This is a genomic window from Polymorphobacter fuscus (assembly GCF_011927825.1).
Lineage (GTDB): Bacteria > Pseudomonadota > Alphaproteobacteria > Sphingomonadales > Sphingomonadaceae > Sandarakinorhabdus > Sandarakinorhabdus fusca.
Genome location: NZ_JAATJI010000001.1, coordinates 932282 through 955029, shown reverse-complemented (window position 1 = coordinate 955029; position 22748 = coordinate 932282). Strand labels below are relative to the sequence as shown.

24 protein-coding genes are annotated in these 22748 nt (G+C 64.8%); 15 read left to right on the top strand and 9 right to left on the bottom strand.

From position 1 onward, the window contains the following. Positions 1-72: 72 nt before the first annotated feature. On the bottom strand, positions 73-249 hold the full coding sequence (locus GGQ62_RS04615) for a hypothetical protein (protein ID WP_153401040.1): 177 nt from the start codon (positions 247-249) through the stop codon (positions 73-75). A gap of 301 nt (positions 250-550) precedes the next feature. Between GGQ62_RS04615 and GGQ62_RS04610 the strand changes: the two genes are divergently transcribed. From GGQ62_RS04610 to GGQ62_RS04600, 3 genes are all read left to right on the top strand, one after another. Further along, positions 551-2266, top strand: coding sequence for an alpha/beta hydrolase (locus GGQ62_RS04610; RefSeq protein ID WP_207790455.1), 1716 nt, complete (start codon positions 551-553; stop codon positions 2264-2266). A gap of 98 nt (positions 2267-2364) precedes the next feature. Then, entirely contained in the window at positions 2365-5439 is a 3075-nt protein-coding gene (locus tag GGQ62_RS04605) for a TonB-dependent receptor domain-containing protein (RefSeq protein WP_152576279.1), read from the top strand. A gap of 54 nt (positions 5440-5493) precedes the next feature. Beyond that, positions 5494-6870, top strand: coding sequence for a M24 family metallopeptidase (locus GGQ62_RS04600; protein WP_243446590.1), 1377 nt, complete (start codon positions 5494-5496; stop codon positions 6868-6870). On the opposite strand, the gene GGQ62_RS04595 is transcribed toward GGQ62_RS04600, so the two are convergent. After that, positions 6864-8588, bottom strand: coding sequence for an alpha/beta hydrolase (locus tag GGQ62_RS04595; protein ID WP_243451556.1), 1725 nt, complete (start codon positions 8586-8588; stop codon positions 6864-6866). The genes GGQ62_RS04600 and GGQ62_RS04595 overlap by 7 nt on opposite strands. A gap of 149 nt (positions 8589-8737) precedes the next feature. Between GGQ62_RS04595 and GGQ62_RS04590 the strand changes: the two genes are divergently transcribed. Beyond that, positions 8738-10087 (top strand): M24 family metallopeptidase, encoded by a 1350-nt coding sequence (locus GGQ62_RS04590; RefSeq protein ID WP_152576281.1) that lies wholly within the window; start codon positions 8738-8740, stop codon positions 10085-10087. Between the two features lie 82 nt (positions 10088-10169). Next, positions 10170-10526, top strand: a complete 357-nt coding sequence (locus tag GGQ62_RS04585) for a 3TM-type holin (RefSeq protein WP_152576282.1) — start codon at positions 10170-10172, stop codon at positions 10524-10526. On the opposite strand, the gene GGQ62_RS04580 is transcribed toward GGQ62_RS04585, so the two are convergent. The 5 genes from GGQ62_RS04580 to hemB form a co-directional block, all read right to left on the bottom strand. Then, the gene (locus GGQ62_RS04580) at positions 10507-11067 is read right to left on the bottom strand and encodes a GNAT family N-acetyltransferase (RefSeq protein WP_152576283.1); all 561 of its coding nucleotides are present in this window, start codon (positions 11065-11067) and stop codon (positions 10507-10509) included. The genes GGQ62_RS04585 and GGQ62_RS04580 overlap by 20 nt on opposite strands. A 17-nt stretch (positions 11068-11084) precedes the next feature. Then, complete coding sequence (gene argC, locus GGQ62_RS04575; RefSeq protein ID WP_152576284.1) at positions 11085-12128, bottom strand: N-acetyl-gamma-glutamyl-phosphate reductase; 1044 nt, start codon at positions 12126-12128, stop codon at positions 11085-11087. Between the two features lie 49 nt (positions 12129-12177). Next, positions 12178-12918, bottom strand: a complete 741-nt coding sequence (locus GGQ62_RS04570; RefSeq protein WP_152576285.1) for a hypothetical protein — start codon at positions 12916-12918, stop codon at positions 12178-12180. A gap of 88 nt (positions 12919-13006) precedes the next feature. Continuing rightward, complete coding sequence (gene uraH, locus GGQ62_RS04565) at positions 13007-13396, bottom strand: hydroxyisourate hydrolase (RefSeq protein WP_152576286.1); 390 nt, start codon at positions 13394-13396, stop codon at positions 13007-13009. A 4-nt stretch (positions 13397-13400) separates the two neighbouring features. After that, complete coding sequence (gene hemB / locus GGQ62_RS04560; protein WP_152576287.1) at positions 13401-14390, bottom strand: porphobilinogen synthase; 990 nt, start codon at positions 14388-14390, stop codon at positions 13401-13403. A gap of 96 nt (positions 14391-14486) precedes the next feature. Here hemB and GGQ62_RS04555 point away from each other — a divergent pair, with 96 nt between their 5' ends. From GGQ62_RS04555 to GGQ62_RS04510, 10 genes are all read left to right on the top strand, one after another. Continuing rightward, positions 14487-14969 carry a DUF3429 domain-containing protein gene (locus GGQ62_RS04555; RefSeq protein ID WP_167649475.1) on the top strand — a complete coding sequence of 161 codons (483 nt, stop codon included), beginning with the start codon at positions 14487-14489 and terminating at the stop codon, positions 14967-14969. A gap of 32 nt (positions 14970-15001) precedes the next feature. Further along, the gene (gene murI, locus GGQ62_RS04550; protein ID WP_152576289.1) at positions 15002-15823 is read left to right on the top strand and encodes a glutamate racemase; all 822 of its coding nucleotides are present in this window, start codon (positions 15002-15004) and stop codon (positions 15821-15823) included. Positions 15824-15829: 6 nt separating this feature from the next. Next, the gene (locus GGQ62_RS04545; RefSeq protein WP_153401042.1) at positions 15830-16303 is read left to right on the top strand and encodes a PaaI family thioesterase; all 474 of its coding nucleotides are present in this window, start codon (positions 15830-15832) and stop codon (positions 16301-16303) included. Further along, entirely contained in the window at positions 16300-17349 is a 1050-nt protein-coding gene (locus GGQ62_RS04540; RefSeq protein WP_152576291.1) for an enoyl-CoA hydratase/isomerase family protein, read from the top strand. Before GGQ62_RS04545 ends, GGQ62_RS04540 begins: the two co-directional genes overlap by 4 nt. Before the next feature lie 303 nt (positions 17350-17652). Continuing rightward, positions 17653-18051 carry a BLUF domain-containing protein gene (locus GGQ62_RS04535; RefSeq protein ID WP_152576292.1) on the top strand — a complete coding sequence of 133 codons (399 nt, stop codon included), beginning with the start codon at positions 17653-17655 and terminating at the stop codon, positions 18049-18051. A gap of 82 nt (positions 18052-18133) precedes the next feature. Beyond that, entirely contained in the window at positions 18134-18586 is a 453-nt protein-coding gene (gene rpiB, locus GGQ62_RS04530; protein ID WP_152576293.1) for a ribose 5-phosphate isomerase B, read from the top strand. Beyond that, the gene (glyA, locus tag GGQ62_RS04525; protein ID WP_152576294.1) at positions 18583-19896 is read left to right on the top strand and encodes a serine hydroxymethyltransferase; all 1314 of its coding nucleotides are present in this window, start codon (positions 18583-18585) and stop codon (positions 19894-19896) included. Before rpiB ends, glyA begins: the two co-directional genes overlap by 4 nt. Positions 19897-19907: 11 nt before the next feature. Further along, positions 19908-20312 (top strand): hypothetical protein, encoded by a 405-nt coding sequence (locus tag GGQ62_RS04520; protein WP_152576295.1) that lies wholly within the window; start codon positions 19908-19910, stop codon positions 20310-20312. After that, entirely contained in the window at positions 20312-20791 is a 480-nt protein-coding gene (gene nrdR / locus GGQ62_RS04515; RefSeq protein ID WP_152576296.1) for a transcriptional regulator NrdR, read from the top strand. Before GGQ62_RS04520 ends, nrdR begins: the two co-directional genes overlap by 1 nt. Beyond that, on the top strand, positions 20788-21528 hold the full coding sequence (locus GGQ62_RS04510) for an RNA methyltransferase (protein WP_152576297.1): 741 nt from the start codon (positions 20788-20790) through the stop codon (positions 21526-21528). Before nrdR ends, GGQ62_RS04510 begins: the two co-directional genes overlap by 4 nt. 46 nt (positions 21529-21574) lie before the next feature. On the opposite strand, the gene GGQ62_RS04505 is transcribed toward GGQ62_RS04510, so the two are convergent. Both GGQ62_RS04505 and GGQ62_RS04500 read right to left on the bottom strand, forming a co-directional pair. Further along, positions 21575-22276 carry a response regulator transcription factor gene (locus GGQ62_RS04505; RefSeq protein ID WP_152576298.1) on the bottom strand — a complete coding sequence of 234 codons (702 nt, stop codon included), beginning with the start codon at positions 22274-22276 and terminating at the stop codon, positions 21575-21577. A 138-nt stretch (positions 22277-22414) separates the two neighbouring features. Further along, positions 22415-22642: a DUF1153 domain-containing protein gene (locus GGQ62_RS04500; protein WP_152576299.1), complete on the bottom strand. Its 228-nt coding sequence runs from the start codon at positions 22640-22642 to the stop codon at positions 22415-22417. Positions 22643-22748: the final 106 nt, after the last annotated feature.

Here is a 22748-nt window from a genome sequence, read left to right as displayed (position 1 = left end):
TTTCATCCACCAAGGAAACATTATTGCGCTAGTGCGGCCGTTAACGACTTATCGTGTGGGTTCTGTACCGGATCAGGCAATAGCAGAAAATGCGCCGATCAAAATGCAGAATCGTGTCGCATATGTGCATTTTTTCGCATGAAACTGGGTTAATTCATCGGCAAAGCTTGGCCGGCGTAGCGCAATATTGATCACCGGCGCCGGTTTTCGCCATTGGCCGGCATTCCTGCGCGCCGTTTCCTGCGGCACGGCAGGCGCGTGGCCATGCCGGGACCCAATGGCGAAGTGCTGCGGCGGTGCCCGATTTGTGACGAATATGTCACTACGACCGATTCTCCTCGATAATTCGCGTGAAAATGGACGGAATATGCTGGACGAGGGCGCAATTGCGGCTATCACTTATGGCGCGGAAACGTTGCAGTTCCGCGTCGGTCGTGAACGGCGTTGCCGGGCGCGAGGCGAGCCTGCCGGTGGGGATCCGGACGGCGCGTGACCCGGCGGCGGGGATTGCAACGGCTGGGTGGAATTGCGGATTGCGGGGGGACGCGCGGTGATCAAACGGGCATTGCTATGCAGCAGCATCGCGGTCGGGCTGGCGTCGGCGCCGCTGGGTGCGGAAACGTTCCGCGTCAGCCTGCCGGCGGCGGGCATCGATGCCGCCAACGACGGGCGCATGCTGTTGATCATCACGCCGGACGGCAAGACCGAGCCGCGCTTCCAGGTCGGCGCCGACAATCTCGATGCGCAGATCTTCGGCGTCAATATCGATGGCCTGAAGCCGGGTGGGTCGGTCCCCATCGGCCCCGGCGTCCTGGGTTATCCGGCCGAGGACATGGCGCAATTGCCCAAGGGCGATTATTTCGTCCAGGGCGTCTTCCACAAATACCAGACCTATCGGCTGGGCAACGGCAAGGTCGTCAAGCTGCCGGCCGCGCGCGGTGCGGGACAGAATTGGCGCAAGGAACCGGGCAACATCGTCAGCAAGCCGGTCAAGGTTTCGTTCGACCCGGCGCGCGCCGGCGAGATCGCCGTTCCGCTCGAAACCGTGCTGCCGCCGATTGCCGAGCCCAAGGACAGCGAATTCATCCGGCATTTCAAGATCCGCAGCGAGCGGCTGTCGAAATTCTGGGGGACCGACGTCTTCATTCGCGGCCATGTCCTGGTGCCCAAGGATTTCGACAAGCATCCCGAGGCGAAATATCCGCTGGCGATTTTCCACGGGCATTTTCCGGACGATTTCGGCGGGTTCCGGACGACGCCGCCCGACCCGAACGCCAAATGCGTGCCGAGCGCGCGCTTCAACGAGCCTTGCTATAATCGCATCGAGGACAAGGAGGCGTACAACCTCTATCAGAAATGGATCTCGAAAGATTTCCCGCGCATGCTGATCGTCGAGATCGACCACAGCAATCCCTATTACGATGACAGCTATGCGGTGAATTCGGCCAATATCGGGCCCTATGGCGATGCCATCACCTATGAGTTCATTCCGGAACTGGAAAAGCGCTATCGCGGGCTCGGGGCCGGCTGGGCGCGGTTCCTTTATGGCGGTTCGACGGGTGGGTGGGAGTCGCTGGGCGTCCAGGTCAAATATCCGGACGAGTATAACGGCGCTTTTGCCGCCTGCCCGGACCCGATCGACTTCCGCCAGAACATGGTCACCAATATCTACGAGGACAAGAATGCCTATTGGCGCGATGGCCAGTTCGGCCGCGTCGCCAAACCCGGCAAGCGCAACTACCTCGGCCATGTCGCCTATACAACGGAAATGGAAAACCGGCTCGAGCTGGTCTTGGGCGACAAGACCCGGTCGGGCGGGCAATGGGATATCTGGGAAGCGGTCTATTCGCCAATGGGCGAGGACGGCTATCCGCAACGCATCTACGACAAGCGCACCGGCGTCATTGATCGCAAGGTCGCCGACTATTGGCGCGAAAATTACGACCTGCGCTACATCATGGAACGCGACTGGAAGACGCTTGGACCGAAATTGGCAGGGAAGGTCCATATTTATGTCGGCGACATGGACAATTACTATCTGAACAATGCCGTTTATCTGACCGAGGATTTCCTGAAAAAGGCCAAGCCTGCCTATCAGGGCGAAGTCACCTATGGCGATCGTGACGAACATTGCTGGAACGGCGACCCGAACCTGCCCAACGCCATTGGTCGCCTGCGTTATCACACCATGTACGTCGACAAGATGCTCAAGCAAATGAAGGATACGGCGCCGCCCGGCGCCGACCTGACCAGCTGGCGTTACTGAAACTACCCAGATTTCGTCGGCAGTTCTTCAGTTTTGCAGTGGCCATTTCTGGCCAGCACACCAACTTTGTCTTCAACGTTCCAATTCAGGGGAAAATCATGCGCCAATTCAACGCCAGAACTGTCCTGATGGCATCGAGCATGCTGTTCAGCGGTGTCGCCATCGTGCCAGCCGCGGCCCAGACGCCGGTGGCACCGACGTCTGCCGAAGCCGCCGCCGATGGCGATGCCATCGTCGTCACCGGGTCGCGCATCCGCTCCGCCAATGTCGAGAGCGTCAGCCCGGTGACCCAGGTGACCAGCGAGGACTTCGCCATCCGCGGTGTCGTGCGCACCGAGGATCTGCTCAACCAACTGCCGCAGGTGTTCGCGGCGCAGGGTGCCAACAACTCCAATGAAGCGACCGGCACGGCGCAGGTTGATCTGCGCGGGCTCAGCCCGTCGCGCACGCTCGTCCTCGTCAACGGCAAGCGCCTGCCTTACGGATCGCCCAAGAACATCCCGTCCGACGTCAACCAGGTCCCGACCGCGCTGATCTCGTCGGTCGAAGTGCTGACCGGCGGCGCGTCGGCAGTCTATGGGTCGGACGCGATCGCCGGCGTCGTCAACTTCAAGCTGATCGAGGATTTCGAAGGCTTCAAGATGTCGGCCAACGTCTCGGCCTTCCAGCACAACAACAACAACCAGCCGCTGCGCGAGTTGGTCGACGGCTTCAACACGCGCGTTCCCGGCCAGTATCCACTTGCCGACGACAGTGTCTGGAACGGCTTCGCCCAGGATTATTCGGTGGTGATGGGCACCAACTTTGCCGAAGGTCGCGGCAACGTCACCGCCTTTGCGTCGTATCGCAAGGTCAATCCGATCCTGCAGAAGGACTATGATTACAGCGCCTGCGCGCTGGGCGCGACCGGCACCGGCGGCGACCAGTTCACCTGCAGCGGCTCCGCCAACAATGCACCGGCCAATCTGACCAATTCCGGCCGACTGAACGGCGTGCCCACGTCATTCCGCGTGTCGAACGGCCAGTTCGTGCCCGGATCATCGACGTACAACTTCGCGCCGGCCAACTATTACCAGCGGCCCGACGAACGCTACATGCTCGGCGCGCTGGCGCATTACGAGATCAACGAGCACCTGATCCCATATCTGGAGCTCAACTTCATGGACGATCGTTCGATCGCCCAGATCGCGCCGGGCAACAACAACGGCGGCATCACGGTCAATTCCAGCGGCATCAGCGGCATCAATTGCGACAATCCGTTCCTCAGCGCACAGCAGGCGAACTTCCTGTGCACGGCCGCCGGCCTGTCGACCGGCAGCGTCTATGACAGTGCCGGCAATTATGTCGCCCCGCAGGGTGTCGCCAACGGCGTGCTGGTGGCGCGCCGCAATGTCGAGGGCGGCAACCGCCAGGACGATATCCGCCACACCACCTACCGCATTGTCGGCGGCGTGAAGGGCGATCTGTTCGGGCCCTTCCGCTACGACCTGTACGGGCAATATGCCAATGTCGGCTATCGCAGCCGCTTCACCGGCGATTCGAACCGGCCGCGCACCGCCAACGCCTTCTACGCCGTGCGTGACCAGCGCCCGGGCTCGGCCACGTTCGGCCAGCCGGTCTGCAAGATCAACGCCGACGCGAACCCCGACAACAATGACGCCAGCTGCGCGCCGCTCGATTATTTCGGGCCGCAGGCGAGCCAGGCGTCGGCCGATTATATCGCCGAGTTCAAGACCATCACCGGCGACACCAGCCTGACCAACATCGTGCTGTCGATCGATGGCAATCTGGGCGAATATGGTATCCAGTCGCCCTGGGCGGAAAGCGGCATCGGCATCGCCTTCGGCGCGGAATATCGCAAGAATACCGTCGATTATCAGCCGGACGAAGTTTACCAGAATGCGGCGTCGCCCGAAATTCCGATCAGCGGCGCGACGGTTGCCAAGGAAGCCTTTGTCGAATTGAACGTCCCGATCGTCGAAAGCCGGCCGTTTTTTGAAATGCTGTCGGTCGAAGGCGCCTTCCGCTATTCGGACTATGATACCGGCTTCACGTCGAACGCCTGGAAGATCGGCGGCACCTGGGCGCCGATCCGCGACATCCGCTTCCGCGGCAGCTTCCAGCGCGCCGTTCGTGCACCCAATGTCATCGAGCTGTTCTCGGGCCAGTCGCTGTTCGAAGTCGAGCTGACCGAAAATGCCGATGGCTCGTTCGATCCCTGCGCCGGTGCCCGGCCGTTCGCGACGGCCGCGCAGTGCGCCAACACCGGTGTGACGGCCGCGCAATATGGCTTCATCGTCGACAATCCGGCCGGGCAGTTCAACTCGCTGATCGGCGGCAACCCCGATCTGCAGCCCGAAACCGCCGACACCTTCTCGTTCGGCACGGTCCTTCGCCCGTCGTTCGCGCCGGCGCTGACGGTGTCGGTCGATTACTTCAACATCAACGTCAAGGGCCTGGTCGGCAGCGTCAATCCCAACCTGTCGCTCAGCAACTGCATCACCAACGGCGATCCGTTCTTCTGCGACCTCGTTCAGCGCAACCCGACCACCGGGTCGCTGTTCCAGGGTGAAGCCGGCTATTTCAAGCGCTTCAACGTCAACACCGGGTCGCTGCGCACCAGCGGCATCGATCTCAACATCGACTATCGCCTCGATCTCGAGGAAGCCTTCAGCAGCTCGCTCGGGTCGGTCGGCTTCAACCTCGTCGGCACCTATCTCGGCAGCTACAAGACGACGCCGCTACCGGGCTCCCCGGCATCGGACATCTACGAGTGCAAGGGCCTCTATGCCGGGCTGTGCGGACGCCCGCGGCCGGAATGGCGGCACAAGCTGCTGACCACCTGGAACACGCCGTGGAACCTGGCGGCATCGGTGTCTTGGCGCCATGTCTCGTCGGTCAAGGTCGCCCAGACCAGCAGCCAGCCGGTGCTGACGGGCAGCTTTGCCGGGGTCAACCGCGAGCTCGGATCGCGCAACTACTTCGACCTTTCGGTCGCCTATGAGATCCGCAAGGACTTCAACCTGCGCGTTGGCATCAACAACATCTTCGACAAGGAACCGCCGCTGACGACGACGGCGGCGATCGAGGACGGCGGCAACGGCAACACCTATCCGCAGTTCTATGACGCGACCGGGCGCTATCTGTTCGCCAGCGTCAGCGTCGGCTTCTGATCGTCGGGGGAGGGGCAACCCTCCCCCGGCTACCGGGCAAGGAAGGGTCAAATCGTGCTGCATCGCCTGTCGCTCATCGTGCCGCTGCTGATCGCCAGCGCGTCCGCGCCAGCACAGACGGTCTATGTACGGGACCAGGGGGCACCGGACCAGGGCGAAGCATCGATGCAACCCGCGCTGCCTGCCATCCTGCCGCTGCGCGCCCGTGCCGATGTGCAGGATGCCTGGCTGAAGGACCGGCTCGATACGCTGGTCCCCAAGCTGATGCGCGAGAACGGCATCGACATGTGGGTGCTGGTGGCGCGCGAGTATCTGGAAGACCCCGTCGTTTCGACGATGCTCAACGCCACCAATTTGCGGGCGCGGCGGCGGACGATCCTGATGTTTTTTGATCCGGGCAACGGCCGCCCGGTCGAGCGGCTGGTGATCAGCAAGCACGGCATGGGCGATGTCTTTCCCGGCGCCTGGGACATGGAAAAACAGCCCGACCAGTGGAAGCGCCTCGCCGAGCTGGTTGCCGAGCGCAATCCGAAAAAGATCGCGCTCAACGTGTCGTCACTGAGCGCCTTTGCCGACGGCCTGACGCACAGCCAGCACGCGGATCTGGTGGGGGCACTGGCGCCGCAATATCGCGACCGGATCGTGCCGGGCTATCCGCTCGCGATCGGTTGGCTGGAAACCCGGACGCCGGCGGAAATGGCACGCTATGGCGAGATCGTCCGCATCGCCCATGCGATTATCGGCGATGGCTTTTCGGGCAAGGTCGTCAAACCCGGCGTCACCACCAACCAGGACCTTGTGTGGTGGTATCGGCAGCGCGTGTCCGACCTTGGCCTTGGATCATGGTTCCACCCATCGGTGGAAGTGACGCGCCAGGGCACCCCCGGCGTGTTGCGCGAAGGGGCTTCGGTGATCGAAAAGGGCGACATGCTGCGCGTCGATTTCGGCATCGTCTATTTGGGACTCAATACCGATACCCAGCATGTCGCCTATGTGCTGAAGGACGGGGAAAGCGATGCCCCGGCCGGGTTGAAGGCGGGCCTTGCCGCAAGCAATCGCGTCCAGGATGCGGTGACGTCGGCGTTCCGCACCGGGGATACCGGCAACGCCATCCTTGCCCGCGCGCGGGCCGCGGCCATCGCGCAAGGGCTGCAACCGACGATCTATTCGCACCCGATCGGCTTTCACGGCCATGCCGCAGGCAGCGCGATCGGCATGTCGGAGGAGCAGACATTCGTGCCGCACGGCGAACACCGCCTGCGCCCGAACATCGCCTGGTCGATCGAGCTGAAGGCGACCAAGGCGGTGCCGGAATGGGGCGGCCAGATGGTGGATTTCAAATCCGAGGAAGATGCGTTCTTCGACGGCAAGACCGTGCGCTACATCGACGGCCGGCAGACGAAATTCCACCTCATCAAGGCCGATCAGTAGCGCCAGCTCGTCAGGTCGGCGCCTGCCGGCGCGGTCGCCTGCATCCGCGCCAGCATCTTGGGCACATACATGCTGTTGTAGCGCAGGCGGGTGATGGCATTGGGCAGGCTGGGGTCGCCATTCCAGCAATGTTCGGCGCGGTCGCCATAGCGGACCTCGCCGCCATAGGCGGGCTTTGCGGTCTTGAGGAAATCCTCCATCAGATAGACGGCGTTGTTGAGGTGGAAATTGTCCATGTCGCCGACATAGATGTGGAGCTTTCCGGCAAGCTTTGGCCCGAGCGTTGGCCAATCGCGCGCCAAGATGAAGCGCAGGTCGTAATTGTCCCGCCAATGGGCGGCGACCTTCTTGTCGATGACGCCGCTGGTTTTGTCCCAGATCGGCATCGGATAGCCGTCGGCGCCCATGGGCGAGTAGACGGCGTCCCAGATGTCCCACTGCCCGCCCGAGCGGCTGTGCGACCCGAGCACGCGTTCGTAGCGATTTTCCATCTCGTTGGTCCAGCCGACATGGCCCAGATAGTTCTGATTGACCGTTACCGGCGTGCGCCCGAACGTGCCGATGCGCCAGAAGGCGTTGGCGTCGTCATAGATGTTGACGACCTTGGTCTGGCGAAAATCGACGGTATCGGGGCAGGACCCGAAGGCGCCATTATATTCGTCCGGGTATTTGATCTGCACGGCCAGGGCTTCCCAGCCGCCGGTCGAACCGCCGTAGGTAAAGCGGGCCCAGCCGGCACCGATGCCGCGGAACTGTTTTTCGAGCGCCGGCAGGAATTCATGGGTGATGGCGTCGCCATAGGGCCCGAGATTGGCCGAATTCACCGCATAGCTGTCATCGAAATAGGGATTGCTGTGGTCGATCTCGACGATCAGCATGCGCGGGAAGTCGGCAGAAATCCATTTCTTGTAGAAGTCATGGGCTTCCTGCTGTTCGATCCGGTTATAGCAGGGTTCGTTGAAACGCGGGTTGGGCTTGCAGACGAGGTTCGGGTCGGGCGGCGTGGTGCGAAAGCCGCTGAATTCTTCCGGGAAATGGCCATGGTTGATGGCGATCGGATAGCGCGCCTCCGGATGCTTGTCGAAATCCTTGGGCACCAGCACATGGCCGTTGATGAAGACGTCGCGGCCCCAGAATTTCGAAAGGCTGGGGCTGCGGAACTTGAAATAGCGGGTGAATTCGGTGTCGGCGGGCGGCGTGATCGGCGGCATCACCTCGGTCAGGGAGATGGCGATGTCGCCGGCGCGGTCGGGTGCGAAATCGACGGTCACCGGTTTGCTGAACAGATTGCCCGGCTCCCGCCGCCAGTTCTGCCCGGCGCCGCGTGCGGCCGGCAGTTTTACCGTCTTGCCGTTCGAAAGCCGGTAACTGTCGTATTTGTGGAGGACCGCCTGGACCGTGTAGCGGCCGGCCGGGATCGCCGCCATGTCGTCCAGCGGATAGCCGGTGATGCCGGGACCGAAGCGCACCGGCTGGCCGGCCTCGAGGCTGTCGGCATCCTTGCCGAAGATCTGGGCGGAGTCATAACCGCGCTGCACCTGGAAGCGCGGTTCGCTGACACCGTCCTTGCTGAAGATCAGGATGACGCGGCCATCAAGCGCGGCGGGGGCCGCCGCCGGGGCGATGGTCACCGTCACGGTTTCGCAAAATGCCGGCGCGGCGGTGGTCAGCATCAGCCCCGCAAACAACCCCGCGAGAAGCCTTTTCGTCGTCATCATGCGTATCCCCGCCTGTCCGACATCACCATAGCAGCACCTGCGAAAACAGGTGAAATATTATGTGCATTTGCGCATAATTACATTGCCTGCCAACAGGGGCGCGATATGGTGGCGCCCGCCGCCGCGGCACGGCGGCGGGGGTCTGGAACATGAAAATCCGCGCTGCATTGTTGTTGCTTGCTGCTATCGGGGCGGCGCCCGCTGGTGCCGATCCGGCGGACTTTGCCGCCCCCGGCGTGCCGGCACTCCGCGACCGGGCGGTGGCCCAGGATCGTCTCCTGAAGGCGCGGCTCGATGCGCTGATCCCCAAGCTGATGCGCGCGAACAACGTCGACATGTGGATCCTGATCGCCCGGGAATATAACGAGGACCCGGTCGTCAAGACGATGCTGCCGGCGAACTGGATGTCGGCGCGCCGGCGCACCGTGCTGATCTTTCACGACCGCGGACCGGAAAAGGGCGTCGAACGGCTGGGTGTCGCGCGCTATCCGATCGGCGACCTGTTCGATGCGGCCTGGGACCCGGAAAAACAGCCCGATCAATGGGCGCGGATCGCCGAGATCGTGCGCGCGCGCGACCCCCAGCGCATCGCCGTCAATATTTCCGATACGTTCGCGCTCGCCGACGGCCTGTCGGTCAGCCAGCACCGCCAACTGGCGGCGGCGCTGGGTCCGCTGGCGCCGCGGCTCGTCAGCCATGACAGCCTGGCGCTGGGCTGGCTGGAAACCCGGATCCCGGCCGAAATGGCGATGTACCGGACGATCATGCGCAGTGCCCATGCGATGATCGCCGAGGGCCTGTCGGAAAAGGTCATCACGCCATCGGTGACCACCACGGCCGATGTGCTGTGGTGGTATCGCGAACGGCTCGCCGATCTCCGGCTCGACCCCTGGTGCCAGCCCAGTGTCAGCATCCAGCGTCCGACGCAGGAGACGTTCCGCATCGCCGCGCAGACGGTGCCGGTGGCGCAGGCGATCGAACCCGGCGACCTGCTGCATGTCGATTTCTGCGCGGGCTATCTGGGGCTGAAGACAGATACCCAGCAGATGGCCTATGTGCTCAAACCGGGCGAGACGGAGGCGCCGAAGGGACTGGTCGCAGGCTTTGCCGATGCCAACCGGGTGCAGGATATCCTGATCGCCAACTTCAAGACCGGGCGGACCGGCAACGAACTGCTGGCAATTGCCCGAAAACAGGCGATTGCGGCGGGCCTGAAACCGGTCATCTACACCCATGCCATCGGCAACCACGGGCATGGCGCCGGCCCCTGGATCGGGGCGTGGGAGGACCAGGGCGGCGTGGCTGGGATGGGCGAATATCCGATCAACCCCGATACGGCCTGGTCGATCGAACTGGCGGCGATGAAGCCCGTCCCGGAATGGGGCGGGCAGGAGGCGCGGTTCATGCTCGAAGTGGACGGCTTTTTCGACGGCAAGAGCTTTCGGTGGATCGATGGGCGCCAGACCGAGCTGCATCTCATTCCGCGGCAGCCGCATTAAACAAACCAAAAAGGATATATTATATTGACATAAGGAACCTTTTCGGGCAAGTGAGAATTGGCAAACCCGAAAGGCAATCTCCATGCGCATCGATCCGCTGGCACGGTCGGAGGCCGACGCCGGGACTTCGGCGGTCGCAGCGGCAGAGATGGCGGTCTTGCAGGCCCAGATGGCGCTGATCATGGCGGAAGCCGGTAGCGACGGCTGGACCCGCCGGGCGCGGCCGAGCTTTCTCTATGTCATGTACCTGTTGCTGCTCTGGTCGGTGCCGATGGGTTTGACTGCTGCCGTGCGCCCGGACATGGCCGCGGCGATCACCCGGGGCATGACGGCGTATCTCGCGGCGTTGCCGGAGCCCTTGTACGCGCTCTTCGGCACCGGCTATCTCGGCTATACGGCAGCGCGGCAATGGGGAAAGATCAAGGGCGTGGAGCGATAGTCTCCGATCCCGGGCGGCCGATCGCATAGGTGATATGCGGGCGCAGCGGGTCGCCGGCCGGCAAGGCCGGGTGATCGAAATCGAGGTCATGGCGTCGCGCCATGCCGAGCCGTTCCATCAGGCCCCAGCTGCGGACGTTTCCGGCTGTGGTGATCGCGATGATCCGGTCGATGGCCAGCGCGGTGAACCCCCAGTCGAGGCTGGCCGTCGCCGCCTCCCGCGCAAAGCCCTGGCCCCACGCCGGGCGCGCCAGCCGCCAGCCGATCTCGATGTCGCCGGCAAGCCCGGCAATGCCGTCCGGCGCGTGCTTGAGCCCGCAAAAGCCGATGAAGCCAGCGGTATCGAGGCGTTCGACGGCCCAGAAGCAGTGACCATGGGCTGCCTGGGAGGCGACCATGCGGGCGATCGCCGCATCGGTCTCCGCCGGCGTTTGCAGCGGCCCCAGAAAGCGCATCACCTCCGGATCGCGGCCCATGGCGTGAAAGGGCGCCGCATCGGCGTCGCACCAGGGCCGCAGGATCAGCCGCTCGGTCGTGATCATGCGGAGGTTGCCTTTGTTCAGGGGAACAGCGGCGCCGCTTCCAACCCCATGGTTTCGGGCAGGCCGAACATCAGGTTGAAATTCTGCATCGCCTGGCCCGACGATCCCTTCACCAGATTGTCGATGGCGGCGATGACGATGGCGCGGCCGGGGATGCGATCGGCAAAGACGTTGACGACGACATGGTTGGAACCGCGCACCATCCGCGTCGCCGGCGCCACGCCTTCGGGCAGCAGGTGGACGAACGGCTCGGCGGCGTAGCGCGCCGCCAGGATCGCGCGCAGGTCGCCGATCGGCCGGGTCGCCTCGACGATACAGGTGACGAGTTCGCCGCGGTTCATCGGCACGAGGTGGGGCGTGAAGCTGATCGTCACGGGCGCGCCGGCGGCAGCGGCAAGCTGCTGTTCCATCTCCGGCATGTGGCGATGCGCACCGATGCCATAGGGGTGGACGGCTTCGGCGACTTCGGTGAACAGATTGGCTTCCTTGAGGCTGCGCCCGCTGCCCGACACGCCCGACAGCGCGTTGACGGTGATGTTGGCAGGCGACACCGCGCCGGCGCCGACCAGCGGCAGCAAGGCCAGCAGCACGGCCGTCGGATAACAGCCCGGGCAGGCGACAAGGCCGGCGCCGGGCAGGGCGTCGCGGGCGAATTCGGTCAGGCCGTAGACAGCGCCCGACAGCAGCTGCGGCGCGGGATGGGCGCCGCCATACCAGGACGCATACACGTCCGCGTCCTTCAGCCGAAAATCCGCCGACAGGTCGATGATCCTTGGCCCCTTCAGCGTGCCGAGCAGCGCCGCCGACGCGGCGTGCGGCAGGCAACCGAACACGGCATCGATGCCGGCATAATCGATCGCTTCCGCCGCAACGAGTCGCGGCAGGTCGGGATAGGGGGCGAAATGCGGCCAGACCTGCGCCATTGTCTGGCCGGCCTTGGCGTTGGCCGACAGCGCCGCAATCTCGATGCGCGGATGGGTCAGTGCCAGGCGCACCAGATCGGCACCGGTATAGCCGGAGGCGCCAAGGACGGCGATGCGAAGCGGGCGTGGGCTGGTCATGTGCGCGCGATACGGGATGCGGCGGCCCGGTTCAAGCAAGGCCGGCGCGTCAATTGCTGCTGCGCGCCCGTTCCGTAAATTCGATGCGAATGCGGACCCAGCTGCCGACTTCGGGCTTGCCATTGATCCGCGGCGGGCGAACCTTGAACTGCCAGGCGGCGTTGACCAGCGCGCGCGAGATGCCGGTGCCACGCGGATCGTCGTCGAGCGCGACACAATCCTCGACCAGGTTGCGCGGCGCCGTGCGGCAGGCGATCATCCCCGAACTCGCTTCCGGCAGGTTCTTGGGCATGTAGAAGCTCAGCTCGGCGTTGGTCGGTTCGCGCACCCATTCGGCCTTGTACAGGGTGACGCCGCCGGGGCCGGTACCGACGCCCTGGGCGCTGTCGCTGTCCTGCCCGGTTCCGGCATCCGCGCTGCTCGACGGCGCGACACTGGGAATCTTGGCGATGTCGACCGAATTATAGGCAAGGTCACCGAAAATCACCGGCTTGGTCGGCGGCGCCGGCGTGGCGACGGGCGGGATCGGCGTCGTGCTGGGGCGCGGGGTCGCCAGCGGCTTCGACGCGGCCTTGGCGCGCGGCGCCGCCTTGCGTTCCCGCTGCGGCTCGGAATCGGGCAGCAGCACCATGACATTGGGGGTGTTGTCGTTGCGCTTCTTGGGGCCGGGCGGCGTCAGGAAGATCAGCACCAGGGCCAGCAGCAGATGGACCAGCAGGACGACGACGAAGGCCAGCGCCCGGCCGCTGAGGCGTTCGCGCTGCCGGCCCGGCAGGAATCTGTCGAGCACCGAAACCATACAGGCGCTCGCCTAGACGGGCGCGCCCGGGGCCGCAACCCGGTGTGCGCCAGTTTCCTGCGCCGGCGGACTGCCGGGGCTAATTGCCGCGATAGGTCGAATAGCCGAACGGGCTGACGACGACCGGAACATGATAATGCCCGGCGGCATCATCGACACGGAAGGTGAGGGTGATTTCCGGAAAGAAGCGCGCCGTCTTGTCATCGGGATAGGCCGACAGGTCGAACTGCAGCCGATACAGGCCGGGGGCAAAGCGTGCCGCATCGCCGAAGCTGCGAATCCGGCCGTTGGCGTCGGTCCTCGCCGCGGCGATCTCGGTCCAGCCGCCGTCGGCCTGGCGCCGGGCGAGGGTGACGGGCACGTCCTTGCCGCCGACGCCGCTGGCGAGATCGAGGACATGGGTGGAAATTTCGGCGGCCGCCAGCGGCGAGGCGAGCAACAGCGCAGCGGCGAGGGCGAGAGCTTTCATGCGGCTAACCCAGCAGCTTCGCCGCCAGCGGCGCATAATAGGTGAGTACGCCCGAGCAGCCGGCGCGTTTGAAGCCGAGCAGGGTTTCGAGGACGGCGCGGTCCTTTTCGAGAACGCCGGCGGCGACGGCCGCTTCGATCAGCGCATATTCGCCGCTGACCTGATAGGCAAAGACCGGCACGTCGAACCGGTCGCGGACCATGCGGATGATGTCGAGATAGGGCATGCCGGGCTTGACCATGACGCTGTCGGCACCTTCGGCAATATCGAAGGCGACTTCGCGCAGGGCTTCGCGGGAATTGGCCGGGTCCATCTGGTACGTCTTCTTGTCGCCCTTGAGATAGCCACCGCTGCCGACAGCATCACGGAAGGGGCCGTAGAAGGCCGAGGCATATTTGGCGGCATAGGCCATGATCTGGACGTCGCAAAAGCCTTCGCCCTCCAGCCCGGCGCGGATGGCGGCGACGCGGCCGTCCATCATGTCGGACGGGGCGATGATGTCGGCGCCGGCGCGGGCCTGGTTGAGCGACTGGCCGACCAGCACCTCCACCGTCACATCGTTGAGGATGCGACCATCGTCGTGCATCAGCCCGTCATGGCCATGGCTGGTATAGGGGTCGAGTGCGACATCGACGAGAACGCCGAGGCCGGGTTGCGCATCCTTGAGCGCCTTGATCGCCTGGCAGACGAGATTGTCGGGGTTGAGCGCTTCCTTGCCGTCTTCCGTCCGCAGATGTCCCTGTGTGTTGGGAAACAGCGCGATGCACGGGATGCCGAGCGCTACGGCCTCGTTCGCGGCAGCGGCGAGGCGATCGACCGACAGCCGGTCGACACCCGGCATGGTGCGAATCGGGTCGGTGACGCCGCGGCCTTCGGTCACGAAGATCGGCCAGATCAGGTCGGCCGGCGACAGGGTGGTTTCGGCGTGGAGCGAGCGGCTCCAGGGGGCGACACGGGTGCGGCGGAGGCGCGTGGCGGGGTAGGATGCGGTCATGCAGGGGCATTAGCGCGGGGCCGCGTGCAAGTCACGTCCCGCCCCGCGCCGACGCGCCTCATCGACATGGGAAATGCGCGGGCCGACACAGCATCCATGGACGACAAGGATGCGACCCCGATGCCACCGACCGCGATTCCGCGCAGCGTGCTCGTTTACGGTGTGCTCGGGCTGGTGCCGTTTCTGGCGCCGCCGGCGATCGCCGCGCTGACGCCGGCGCACGCCGACATATTGGGGCTGGTGGCGGTGGTCTATGGCGCGCTGATCCTGTCGTTCCTCGGTGGCGCGCGCTGGGGGCAGGAGGTGGCGCGGCCGGGGCCGCGCGCCGGGGTGGTGACGCTCGCGATGCTGCCGACGCTCGCCGGCCTTGCGCTGCTGCTGGCGACGTGGCTCGACCGGCCGGCGCAGCTGACGGCGTTGGCGGCGCTGCTGGGGCTGCACTTCGTCTGGGATGCGGCGTCGGGCGGGCTGCCGCCCTGGTACACGCGGCTGCGCCTGCTGCTCACGGTCGGCGCCGTCGCTGGGCTGCTGGCCATGGCGCAGTTGGTGGCGGCGCCGGCTGCGGTGGTGATGACCTAGCGGCGCGGCGCCGGCTCCGCTAACGACGCGGCATGTCGGCGCCCATTCTTGTCTTTGATTCCGGTGTCGGCGGGCTGTCGGTGCTGGCGCCGATCCGCGCGCTGCTGCCCGGGCTGCCGGTCGTCTATGCCGCCGACAATGCCGGCTTTCCCTATGGCACCAGGTCCGAAGCCGAGATTGCGGCGCGGGTGCCGGCGTTGCTCGGGCGGCTGGTGGAACGCTTTCGGCCACGGCTGGTGGTGATTGCCTGCAACACCGCGTCGACCATTGCCCTGTCGCATGTCCGCGCGGCGCTCGACCTGCCGGTGGTGGGGACAGTGCCGGCGATCAAGCCGGCGGCGGCAGCGTCGCGAACGCGGGTGATCGGCGTGCTCGGCACCGCCGCCACCGTGCGACAGCCCTATGTCGATCGGCTGTCGGCCGAATTTGCCGCTGATTGCCTCGTGCTGCGCCATGGTTCGGCACGGCTCGTCGAACTGGCGGAGGCCAAGCTGGCCGGAACAGTGGTGACGGCGGCCGATGTGGCGCCCGAACTGGCCGGGCTGACCGACCAGCCGGGGGGCGACCGGCTCGACAGGGTGGTGCTCGCATGCACGCATTTCCCGCTGCTTGCCGCCGAGCTGGCAGCGGCCGGCCCGCGCGCCCTGGGGTTCGTCGATGGCGGCGCCGGCATCGCGCGGCGGGTGGCGCATCTGCTGGGTGCCTCCGCGCCCACACCGATTGGCGCCTCCGCACCGACACCCATTGGCGCCTTCGCGCCGGGACGGGCCGTCTTCACCCGCGCCGACGCCCATGTTGACGCGCTGGCCCCGGCGCTTAAAGGCTTTGGGCTTGCGACAGTGGAGACACTCTGAGTGGCGATGACCGATGCCGAGCTGCTGGAGCGGATGACGCGTTTCGTGCCGCCGACCGCCGACCTTCTGGGCCAGGAATTGCTGGAGGTCGACAGCGCCGCCGGGCGGGTGCGGATGAAATTCCAGCCGCGCGCCGAATGCTGCAACCCGATGGGCAATGTCCAGGGGGGCATCATCGTCGCCATGCTCGACGACGCCGCGGCGTTTGCGGCGATCGTCAAGTCGGGGGAGCGCATCGGCATCCCGACGATCGAGCTGAAAGCCAGTTTTTTTGCCCCGGCGCGCGCCGGGGTGCCGCTGTTCGCCGAAGGGCGGTGCATCAAGCTGGGCAAGCGCATCGCCTTCATGGAAGCCGATCTGACCGATGAAGCCGGCAATCTGCTGGCGCGGCTGACGACGAGCGCCGTGCCGCTGCCGATGCAGGCGGGCGCCAATCTCGTCGAGCGGCCGCAGGGCGGCAATCTTGTGGAGCGCAAATGACCGATCTCATCACCCCCGACGAAGTGCTGGTCGAACGGCGGGGTCGGGCGCTGTGGATCACGCTCAACCGGCCCGAAGCGCTCAATGCGCTCAACCTTGCCATGGCGCGGACCATCCACCGCGCGCTGTTCAACGCCGCCGCCGACCCCGATGTCGAGCGCATCGTCATCGAAGGGGCCGGTGACCGGGCCTTTTGCGCCGGCGGCGATGTGGCGCTGCTGGCGCGGCGCGGGCGCGAGGACAAGGCGCTGTACGAGGGCTTTTTCCACGACGAGTATCGCATGAACCAGACGATCGCGCGGATTCCGACGCCCTATGTCGCGATTCTCGACGGCGTGACGATGGGCGGCGGCGTCGGCCTGTCGATCCACGGGCCGTTCCGCGTGGTGACCGAGCGGACGCTGTTCGCCATGCCGGAAACCGGCATCGGCCTCATCCCCGATGTCGGCGGCACCCATGCGCTGGCGCGGCTGCCCGGACAGATCGGCACTTGGTTGGCGCTGACCGGCGCGCGGTTGAAGGCGGCGGACTGTCTTTATGCCGAAATCGCCACCCATTATGTGCCGTCGGACCGGCTGCCGGTGCTGCGCGACCTGCTCGCCGAAAATGCCGAGCCGGTCGAGGATATCCTCGAAACGCTGCACGGCAGCGCCGGCCTGTCGAGCCTGCCGGCGTTGCGTGACGGCATCGATTACCACTTCGGCCATGACAGCGTCGAAGCCATTCTCGCCAGCCTCGATGAGGGCGATGACTGGGCGCAGGCGCAGGCCGCGATCATCCGCCGCATGTCGCCGACATCGTGCAAGTTGACGCTGGCCGGGCTGCGCTCCGCGGCCGACGAAAGCATCGAGGATGCGCTGATCACCGAATATCGGATGGTCTGCGAAATTCGCAACGGGCATGATTTCTTCGAAGGCGTGCGCGCGCAGCTGCTCGACAAGGACCGCAACCCCCTGTGGTCGCCGGCGCGACTGGAAGATGTGACCGACGAGGATATCGCGCGGCATCTCGCCGAACCGGAGAGCGGCGACCTGACCTTCGAATAGGCGCTGCGCGCCGCCTTTGCCGCAAGGCTTGCGACAACCGGACGCGCAGAGCGCGGTGCACCATCGCCCCCGCTGCGGGCCGGTGCCGCTTGGCGGCGGCCGTCGTGCGGAAGTGTCCGGCCCTATCGTGCTGAAGGTTACGCGGCGTAAATCTGTGCAACCGAAATTTCGGAGAGCATCCCGACGGTTTCGTGAAATATCTCGAAAATAATGGTCTTTGCGTTTTGCCCTTGACGGCCTAAAACCACCGGGTCGAATCAGGCAGCGATTTTAGCAGATATTATATTAAGTTCCGGAATAGCAATGATAAGTCTGATATATTCTAGTCAGGGACTTATATTCTACCAGTCGCCATTTTATTTTCAAAGAATGGCAACGTTATTGGCCCAGTGCTTTGATAAAAATGTGAAACTGCGCATAACCGGAATATTGGGCCTGTCGAACGGCCGTTTCATGCAGGTTCTCGAAGGTCCGACGCACTCTGTCGAAGATATGTTCGCCGCGATCTGCCGCGACCCGCGCCACTTCGATGTCCGCCTGATTTCAACGCGATCGATTGCCGAACGGCGGTTCGGGAGTTGGTCGATGGCGTTCGTCGGGCCGCCGGTCAATATCGAACCGGTGTTCGACATGATCGACCCAAAAATGACGGTGGCGCACGAAGATATTGTCACGCGGCTGGCGTCCTATATCCGCTGTTGAGCCCGAGGCAGCGCCAATTCGGTTGCCTGAATCTGCGCGTCGACCTAGAGAATGGCGCATCCGCCCGAGGGTGTTGCCACCGATGACGATTGTCGCTCTTGCCTCCGATCATGCCGGCGTTGCCTATAAGGCAATGCTCATCGACGAAGTGCGTGGCCTCGGCCATGGCGTGATCGACCTGGGGCCGAACAGCGACACTTCGGTCGACTATCCCGACTATGGCACCAGGCTCGCCGAGGCGATCGCCGATGGGCGGGCAACCTTCGGCGTGGCGATCTGCGGATCGGGCATCGGCATTTCGATTGCGGCCAACCGCAATCCGGCGGTGCGCGCGGCGCTGTGCACTTCGGGCCTGATGGCGCGGCTGGCACGGCAGCATAATGATGCCAATGTGCTGGCGCTGGGCAGCCGGATCATCGGCCCCGACACCGCGCGCGACTGTCTGACACAATTTCTGGCTGCCGGCTTTGCCGGTGGCCGCCACGCCGGGCGCGTCGCCAAGCTGACCCCCGGACATGAGGAGACGATCGCATGAGCAGCAACCCGGTCCTGGTCACCGATACCTTGCCGACAGGCTTTTTCGACACCCATCTGACGGTCGCGGACACCGCCGTCGCCGATGCGGTTGCCGCGGAACTGGACCGGCAGCAGCATCAGATCGAACTGATCGCGTCGGAAAACATCGTGTCGCGCGCCGTGCTCGAGGCGCAGGGATCGGTGTTCACCAACAAATATGCCGAAGGCTATCCGGGCAAGCGCTATTACCAGGGTTGTGCGCCGTCCGACGCGGTGGAGACGCTGGCGATCGATCGCGCCAAGGCGCTGTTCAACTGCGCCTATGCCAACGTGCAGCCCCATTCGGGCGCACAGGCCAATGGCGCCGTCATGCTGGCGCTGGTCAAGCCGGGCGAGACGATCCTGGGCATGAGCCTCGATGCCGGCGGGCACCTGACCCATGGCGCGGCACCGTCGATGAGCGGCAAATGGTTCAACGCCGTGCAATATGGTGTGCGGCGCGAGGACCATCTGATCGATTATGACGAGGTCGAGCGGCTGGCGGTCGAGCACAAGCCGGTGTTGATCATCGCCGGCGGCTCGGCCTATCCGCGCATCATCGATTTCGCGCGCTTCCGGGCGATCGCTGACAAGGTGGGCGCCAAGCTGCTCGTCGACATGGCGCATTTCGCGGGGCTAGTCGCCGCCGGCATCCATCCCAGCCCGCTGCCGCACGCCGATGTGGTGACGACGACGACGCACAAGACGCTGCGCGGCCCGCGCGGCGGCATGATCCTGTCCAATGACGAAGCGCTGGGCAAGAAGTTCAACTCGGCGGTGTTCCCGGGCATGCAGGGCGGGCCGCTGATGCATGTCATCGCGGCCAAGGCCGTCGCGTTCGGCGAGGCGTTGCAGCCCGAGTTCAAGGATTATGCCGCGCGCATCGTCGCCAATGCCCAGACGCTGGCGGCACGCTTGAAGGACCGCGGCTGCGCAGTCGTTGCCGGCGGCACCGACACGCATCTGGCCCTGATCGACCTGACACCCAAGGGCATCACCGGCAAGGATGCCGATGAGGCACTGGAGCGTGCTGGCATCACCTGCAACAAGAATGGCGTGCCGTTCGACCCGTTGCCGCCGACCAAGACCAGCGGCATCCGCGTCGGATCGCCGGCCGGCACCACCCGCGGTTTCGGCCAGAGCGAGTTCGCCGCGATCGGCGACATGATCGCCGATGTGCTTGACGGTCTGGCGGCCAATGGCGAGCATGGCAATGCGGACGTGGAAAAGGCGGTCAATGTGCGGGTGCGTGCCTTGTGTGCGCGGTTCCCGATCTATCCCAACGCTTGAGGGAGGGTGTGATGAGCGACGGCAAATCCGATGATTTCACGGCGAAAGCCGAAAAGCTGGGCGACGAGGCGTTGAAGGCCGGCGCACGATTTGTCGAAACCGACACCGGCCGCAAGGTCGCCGACGCCACCGATACGGCCTTTGCCACTGCCGACGAGCTGGCGCGCAAGGTCGCCGACAGCGAATTGGGCCGCAAGGCGCTGGAAAGCGACCTCGGCAAGCAGGCGACGCAGTTGGCGCGCGACGCGAGCGACAAGACCAGGGCCTCCATCCCCAATGTGCTGGCGCGCAATGTTGCCGTCGGCGCCGCGGCGGGGGCGGTATTGTCCATTCCGTTGCCGATCATCGGGCCGGTCATCGGTGCGATTTTGGGCGGCGGCATCGGTTATTTGCGCACCATCACCAAGAAGTCCTGATGCGCTGCCCCTTTTGCGGCAATGACGACAGCCAGGTGAAGGATTCGCGCCCGACCGAGGACGCGAGTGCGATCCGGCGCCGCCGGCAATGCCCGGCGTGCGGTGGCCGCTTCACCACCTTCGAACGCATCCAGCTGCGCGACCTTGTCATCGTCAAGAAGTCGGGCAAGCGCGAGGTGTTCGATCGTGACAAGCTGGCGCGATCCATCGAGATCGCCTGCCGCAAGCGCCCGGTGCAGCCCGAACGCATCGAGCGCATGGTCAATGGCGTCGTGCGCCGGCTCGAATCGGCGGGCGAGAATGAAATCGACGTCGGGCGTGTCGGCGAGATGGTGATGGAAGGGCTGCAGGCGCTCGACCCCGTCGCCTATATCCGCTTTGCCAGCGTCTATCGCGACTTCCGCGAGGCGCGTGATTTCGAAACCTTCGTTGGCGGGCTGGCGGTGCATGGCCCGCACCCGCGGCTGGACGAGGAATGAGCGATACGCTGGGGGTGGTCGCGCCGGCGGTCATCCTGGTGCGGCCGCAACTGGGCGTGAACATCGGCGCCTGTGCGCGGGCGATGCTCAATTTCGGGCTGACCGACCTGCGGCTGGTGGCGCCGCGCGACGGCTGGCCAAATCCCGATGCGGGGCCGGCGGCGAGTGGCGCCGATGTCGTGCTCGCCAATGCCCGCGTCTTCGATACCGTGGCCGAGGCCTGCGCCGGGCTGGGGCTGATCTTTGCAACGACGATGCGGGGGCGCGAACTGACCCGGCGGGTCGTCACGCCCGCGCAGGCGGCGCGCGAGTTTCACGGTCTGGCCGGGCAGGGCGGGTTGATGTACGGCCCGGAGCGGACCGGGCTGGAGACCGAGGACCTGGCGGTGGCGCATGCGATCCTCACGATCCCCGTCAATCCGGACTTCGGATCGCTCAACCTCGCACAGGCGGTGATTGTCAGCGCCTATGAATGGTTTCGCCAGGCCGACGACACCGAAGCGGCGACGCTGGTCAACCACGATGGGCCGGCGCCGCACGAGGAGCTTGAAGGGCTGATTGACGCTGTTGACGTCCAGCTGCGTGCCAATGGCTATTACAACCCGGTGCCGGGGCGGGCGGCGGCAGCACGGCTGCTGATGCGCAACCTGTTCACACGGCCGGAGTTCACGGCGGGCGAGGTGCGGTCGCTGCGCGGTATCGTCCGCGGCCTGTCGCAGCGGCGCGGCGGCGGCTGACGCGACGCTTCCCCGCCGGCATCCGGCGGGGAAGCGCGCGTTCGATTCAGGCGACTTCGAGGCGTTCCGGCTGCGGATCGCGCAGCGAATAGCCGCGGCCCCAGACGGTTTCGATGCAGCCCGACGCCGGTGCGCCGGCGACGGAAAGCTTCTTGCGCAACTTGCAGATGAAGACGTCGATGATCTTCAACTCCGGTTCGTCGCGGCCACCATAGAGATGAGTCAGAAACATTTCTTTGGTGACTGTCATGCCCTTGCGCAGCGACAGCATTTCCAGGATCGCATATTCCTTGCCGGTCAGCGATACGCGGTGACCGTCGACGGCGACGGTGCGCGCCGCGAGGTCGATGGCGACGGGGCCGGTAATGATGAGCGACTGGGCATGGCCCTGGCTGCGACGGACGAGGGCATGAAGCCGCGCCAGCAGTTCGGCCTTGTCGAACGGCTTTGTGACATAATCATCGGCGCCGGCACCGAAACCGGTGACCTTTGTGCTGGTTTCGGCGTCGCCCGAGAGAATCAGCACCGGAGTCGCGACGCGCAACATGCGCAAGCGCTTCAGCACTTCATGACCATGGGTGTCCGGCAAGGTGAGGTCGAGCAGGATGGCATCGAATTCATAGGTACGGGCAAATTCGAGTGCCGATTCCCCTGTTCCGGCAGTTTCGTGTTCGAAACCCGCCTCGTCGAGCATCAATTCGACAGTGCGGGCCATGGCTCGATCATCTTCGATGAGCAGTATACGCATTACCAATTTCTCCTGAAACGGCATATCCGGACCCGCTGACCCGAGACCGGACTGGTTTCGAAAAACAGTTAATGCGCTTTGGTCATAAAGGTAAAGATGTTTGGGCCAAAAAACGTCTCAAAAGAGGTAGACCGAATTTTACCCGCCCATTTTTCCTTCAAATATCGGGCGATAGATTTGCACGCGCGTGACGCGCAGCCCGGGAACGCCGGCAAAATGAACGGCGCGTTCCCAAAGGCGTAACTCGGCATCGCTGATATGGTAGCGGGCACAGGCCTGGGCGCGAGTCAGCACGCCCGCGTCGATGGCGGTGAGGACGGCCGCCTTGCGCCGGGCGACCCAGCGCTTGGTATCGGTGGGCGGCAATTCGCGCGCTGCCTTTGAACGCGCTGAATCTGTTGTTGCCTCCATGATCCGGACCCTATCTGTAACACGATGTCCCTGCTCGCTTTGACGGCGGCTGCAGGCGCCT

Bases quoted from the DNA above. Each gene is read 5' to 3' on its own strand.
- GGQ62_RS04605 (WP_152576279.1), top strand. From the start codon at position 2,365: ATGCGCCAATTCAACGCCAGAACTGTCCTGATGGCATCGAGCATGCTG.
- GGQ62_RS04595 (WP_243451556.1), bottom strand. From the start codon at position 8,588: ATGATGACGACGAAAAGGCTTCTCGCGGGGTTGTTTGCGGGGCTGATG.
- GGQ62_RS04590 (WP_152576281.1), top strand. From the start codon at position 8,738: ATGAAAATCCGCGCTGCATTGTTGTTGCTTGCTGCTATCGGGGCGGCG.
- GGQ62_RS04585 (WP_152576282.1), top strand. From the start codon at position 10,170: ATGCGCATCGATCCGCTGGCACGGTCGGAGGCCGACGCCGGGACTTCG.
- GGQ62_RS04580 (WP_152576283.1), bottom strand. From the start codon at position 11,067: ATGATCACGACCGAGCGGCTGATCCTGCGGCCCTGGTGCGACGCCGAT.
- argC (WP_152576284.1), bottom strand. From the start codon at position 12,128: ATGACCAGCCCACGCCCGCTTCGCATCGCCGTCCTTGGCGCCTCCGGC.
- uraH (WP_152576286.1), bottom strand. From the start codon at position 13,396: ATGAAAGCTCTCGCCCTCGCCGCTGCGCTGTTGCTCGCCTCGCCGCTG.
- hemB (WP_152576287.1), bottom strand. From the start codon at position 14,390: ATGACCGCATCCTACCCCGCCACGCGCCTCCGCCGCACCCGTGTCGCC.
- GGQ62_RS04555 (WP_167649475.1), top strand. From the start codon at position 14,487: ATGGACGACAAGGATGCGACCCCGATGCCACCGACCGCGATTCCGCGC.
- murI (WP_152576289.1), top strand. From the start codon at position 15,002: ATGTCGGCGCCCATTCTTGTCTTTGATTCCGGTGTCGGCGGGCTGTCG.
- GGQ62_RS04545 (WP_153401042.1), top strand. From the start codon at position 15,830: ATGACCGATGCCGAGCTGCTGGAGCGGATGACGCGTTTCGTGCCGCCG.
- GGQ62_RS04540 (WP_152576291.1), top strand. From the start codon at position 16,300: ATGACCGATCTCATCACCCCCGACGAAGTGCTGGTCGAACGGCGGGGT.
- GGQ62_RS04535 (WP_152576292.1), top strand. From the start codon at position 17,653: ATGATAAGTCTGATATATTCTAGTCAGGGACTTATATTCTACCAGTCG.
- rpiB (WP_152576293.1), top strand. From the start codon at position 18,134: ATGACGATTGTCGCTCTTGCCTCCGATCATGCCGGCGTTGCCTATAAG.
- glyA (WP_152576294.1), top strand. From the start codon at position 18,583: ATGAGCAGCAACCCGGTCCTGGTCACCGATACCTTGCCGACAGGCTTT.
- GGQ62_RS04520 (WP_152576295.1), top strand. From the start codon at position 19,908: ATGAGCGACGGCAAATCCGATGATTTCACGGCGAAAGCCGAAAAGCTG.
- nrdR (WP_152576296.1), top strand. From the start codon at position 20,312: ATGCGCTGCCCCTTTTGCGGCAATGACGACAGCCAGGTGAAGGATTCG.
- GGQ62_RS04510 (WP_152576297.1), top strand. From the start codon at position 20,788: ATGAGCGATACGCTGGGGGTGGTCGCGCCGGCGGTCATCCTGGTGCGG.
- GGQ62_RS04505 (WP_152576298.1), bottom strand. From the start codon at position 22,276: ATGCGTATACTGCTCATCGAAGATGATCGAGCCATGGCCCGCACTGTC.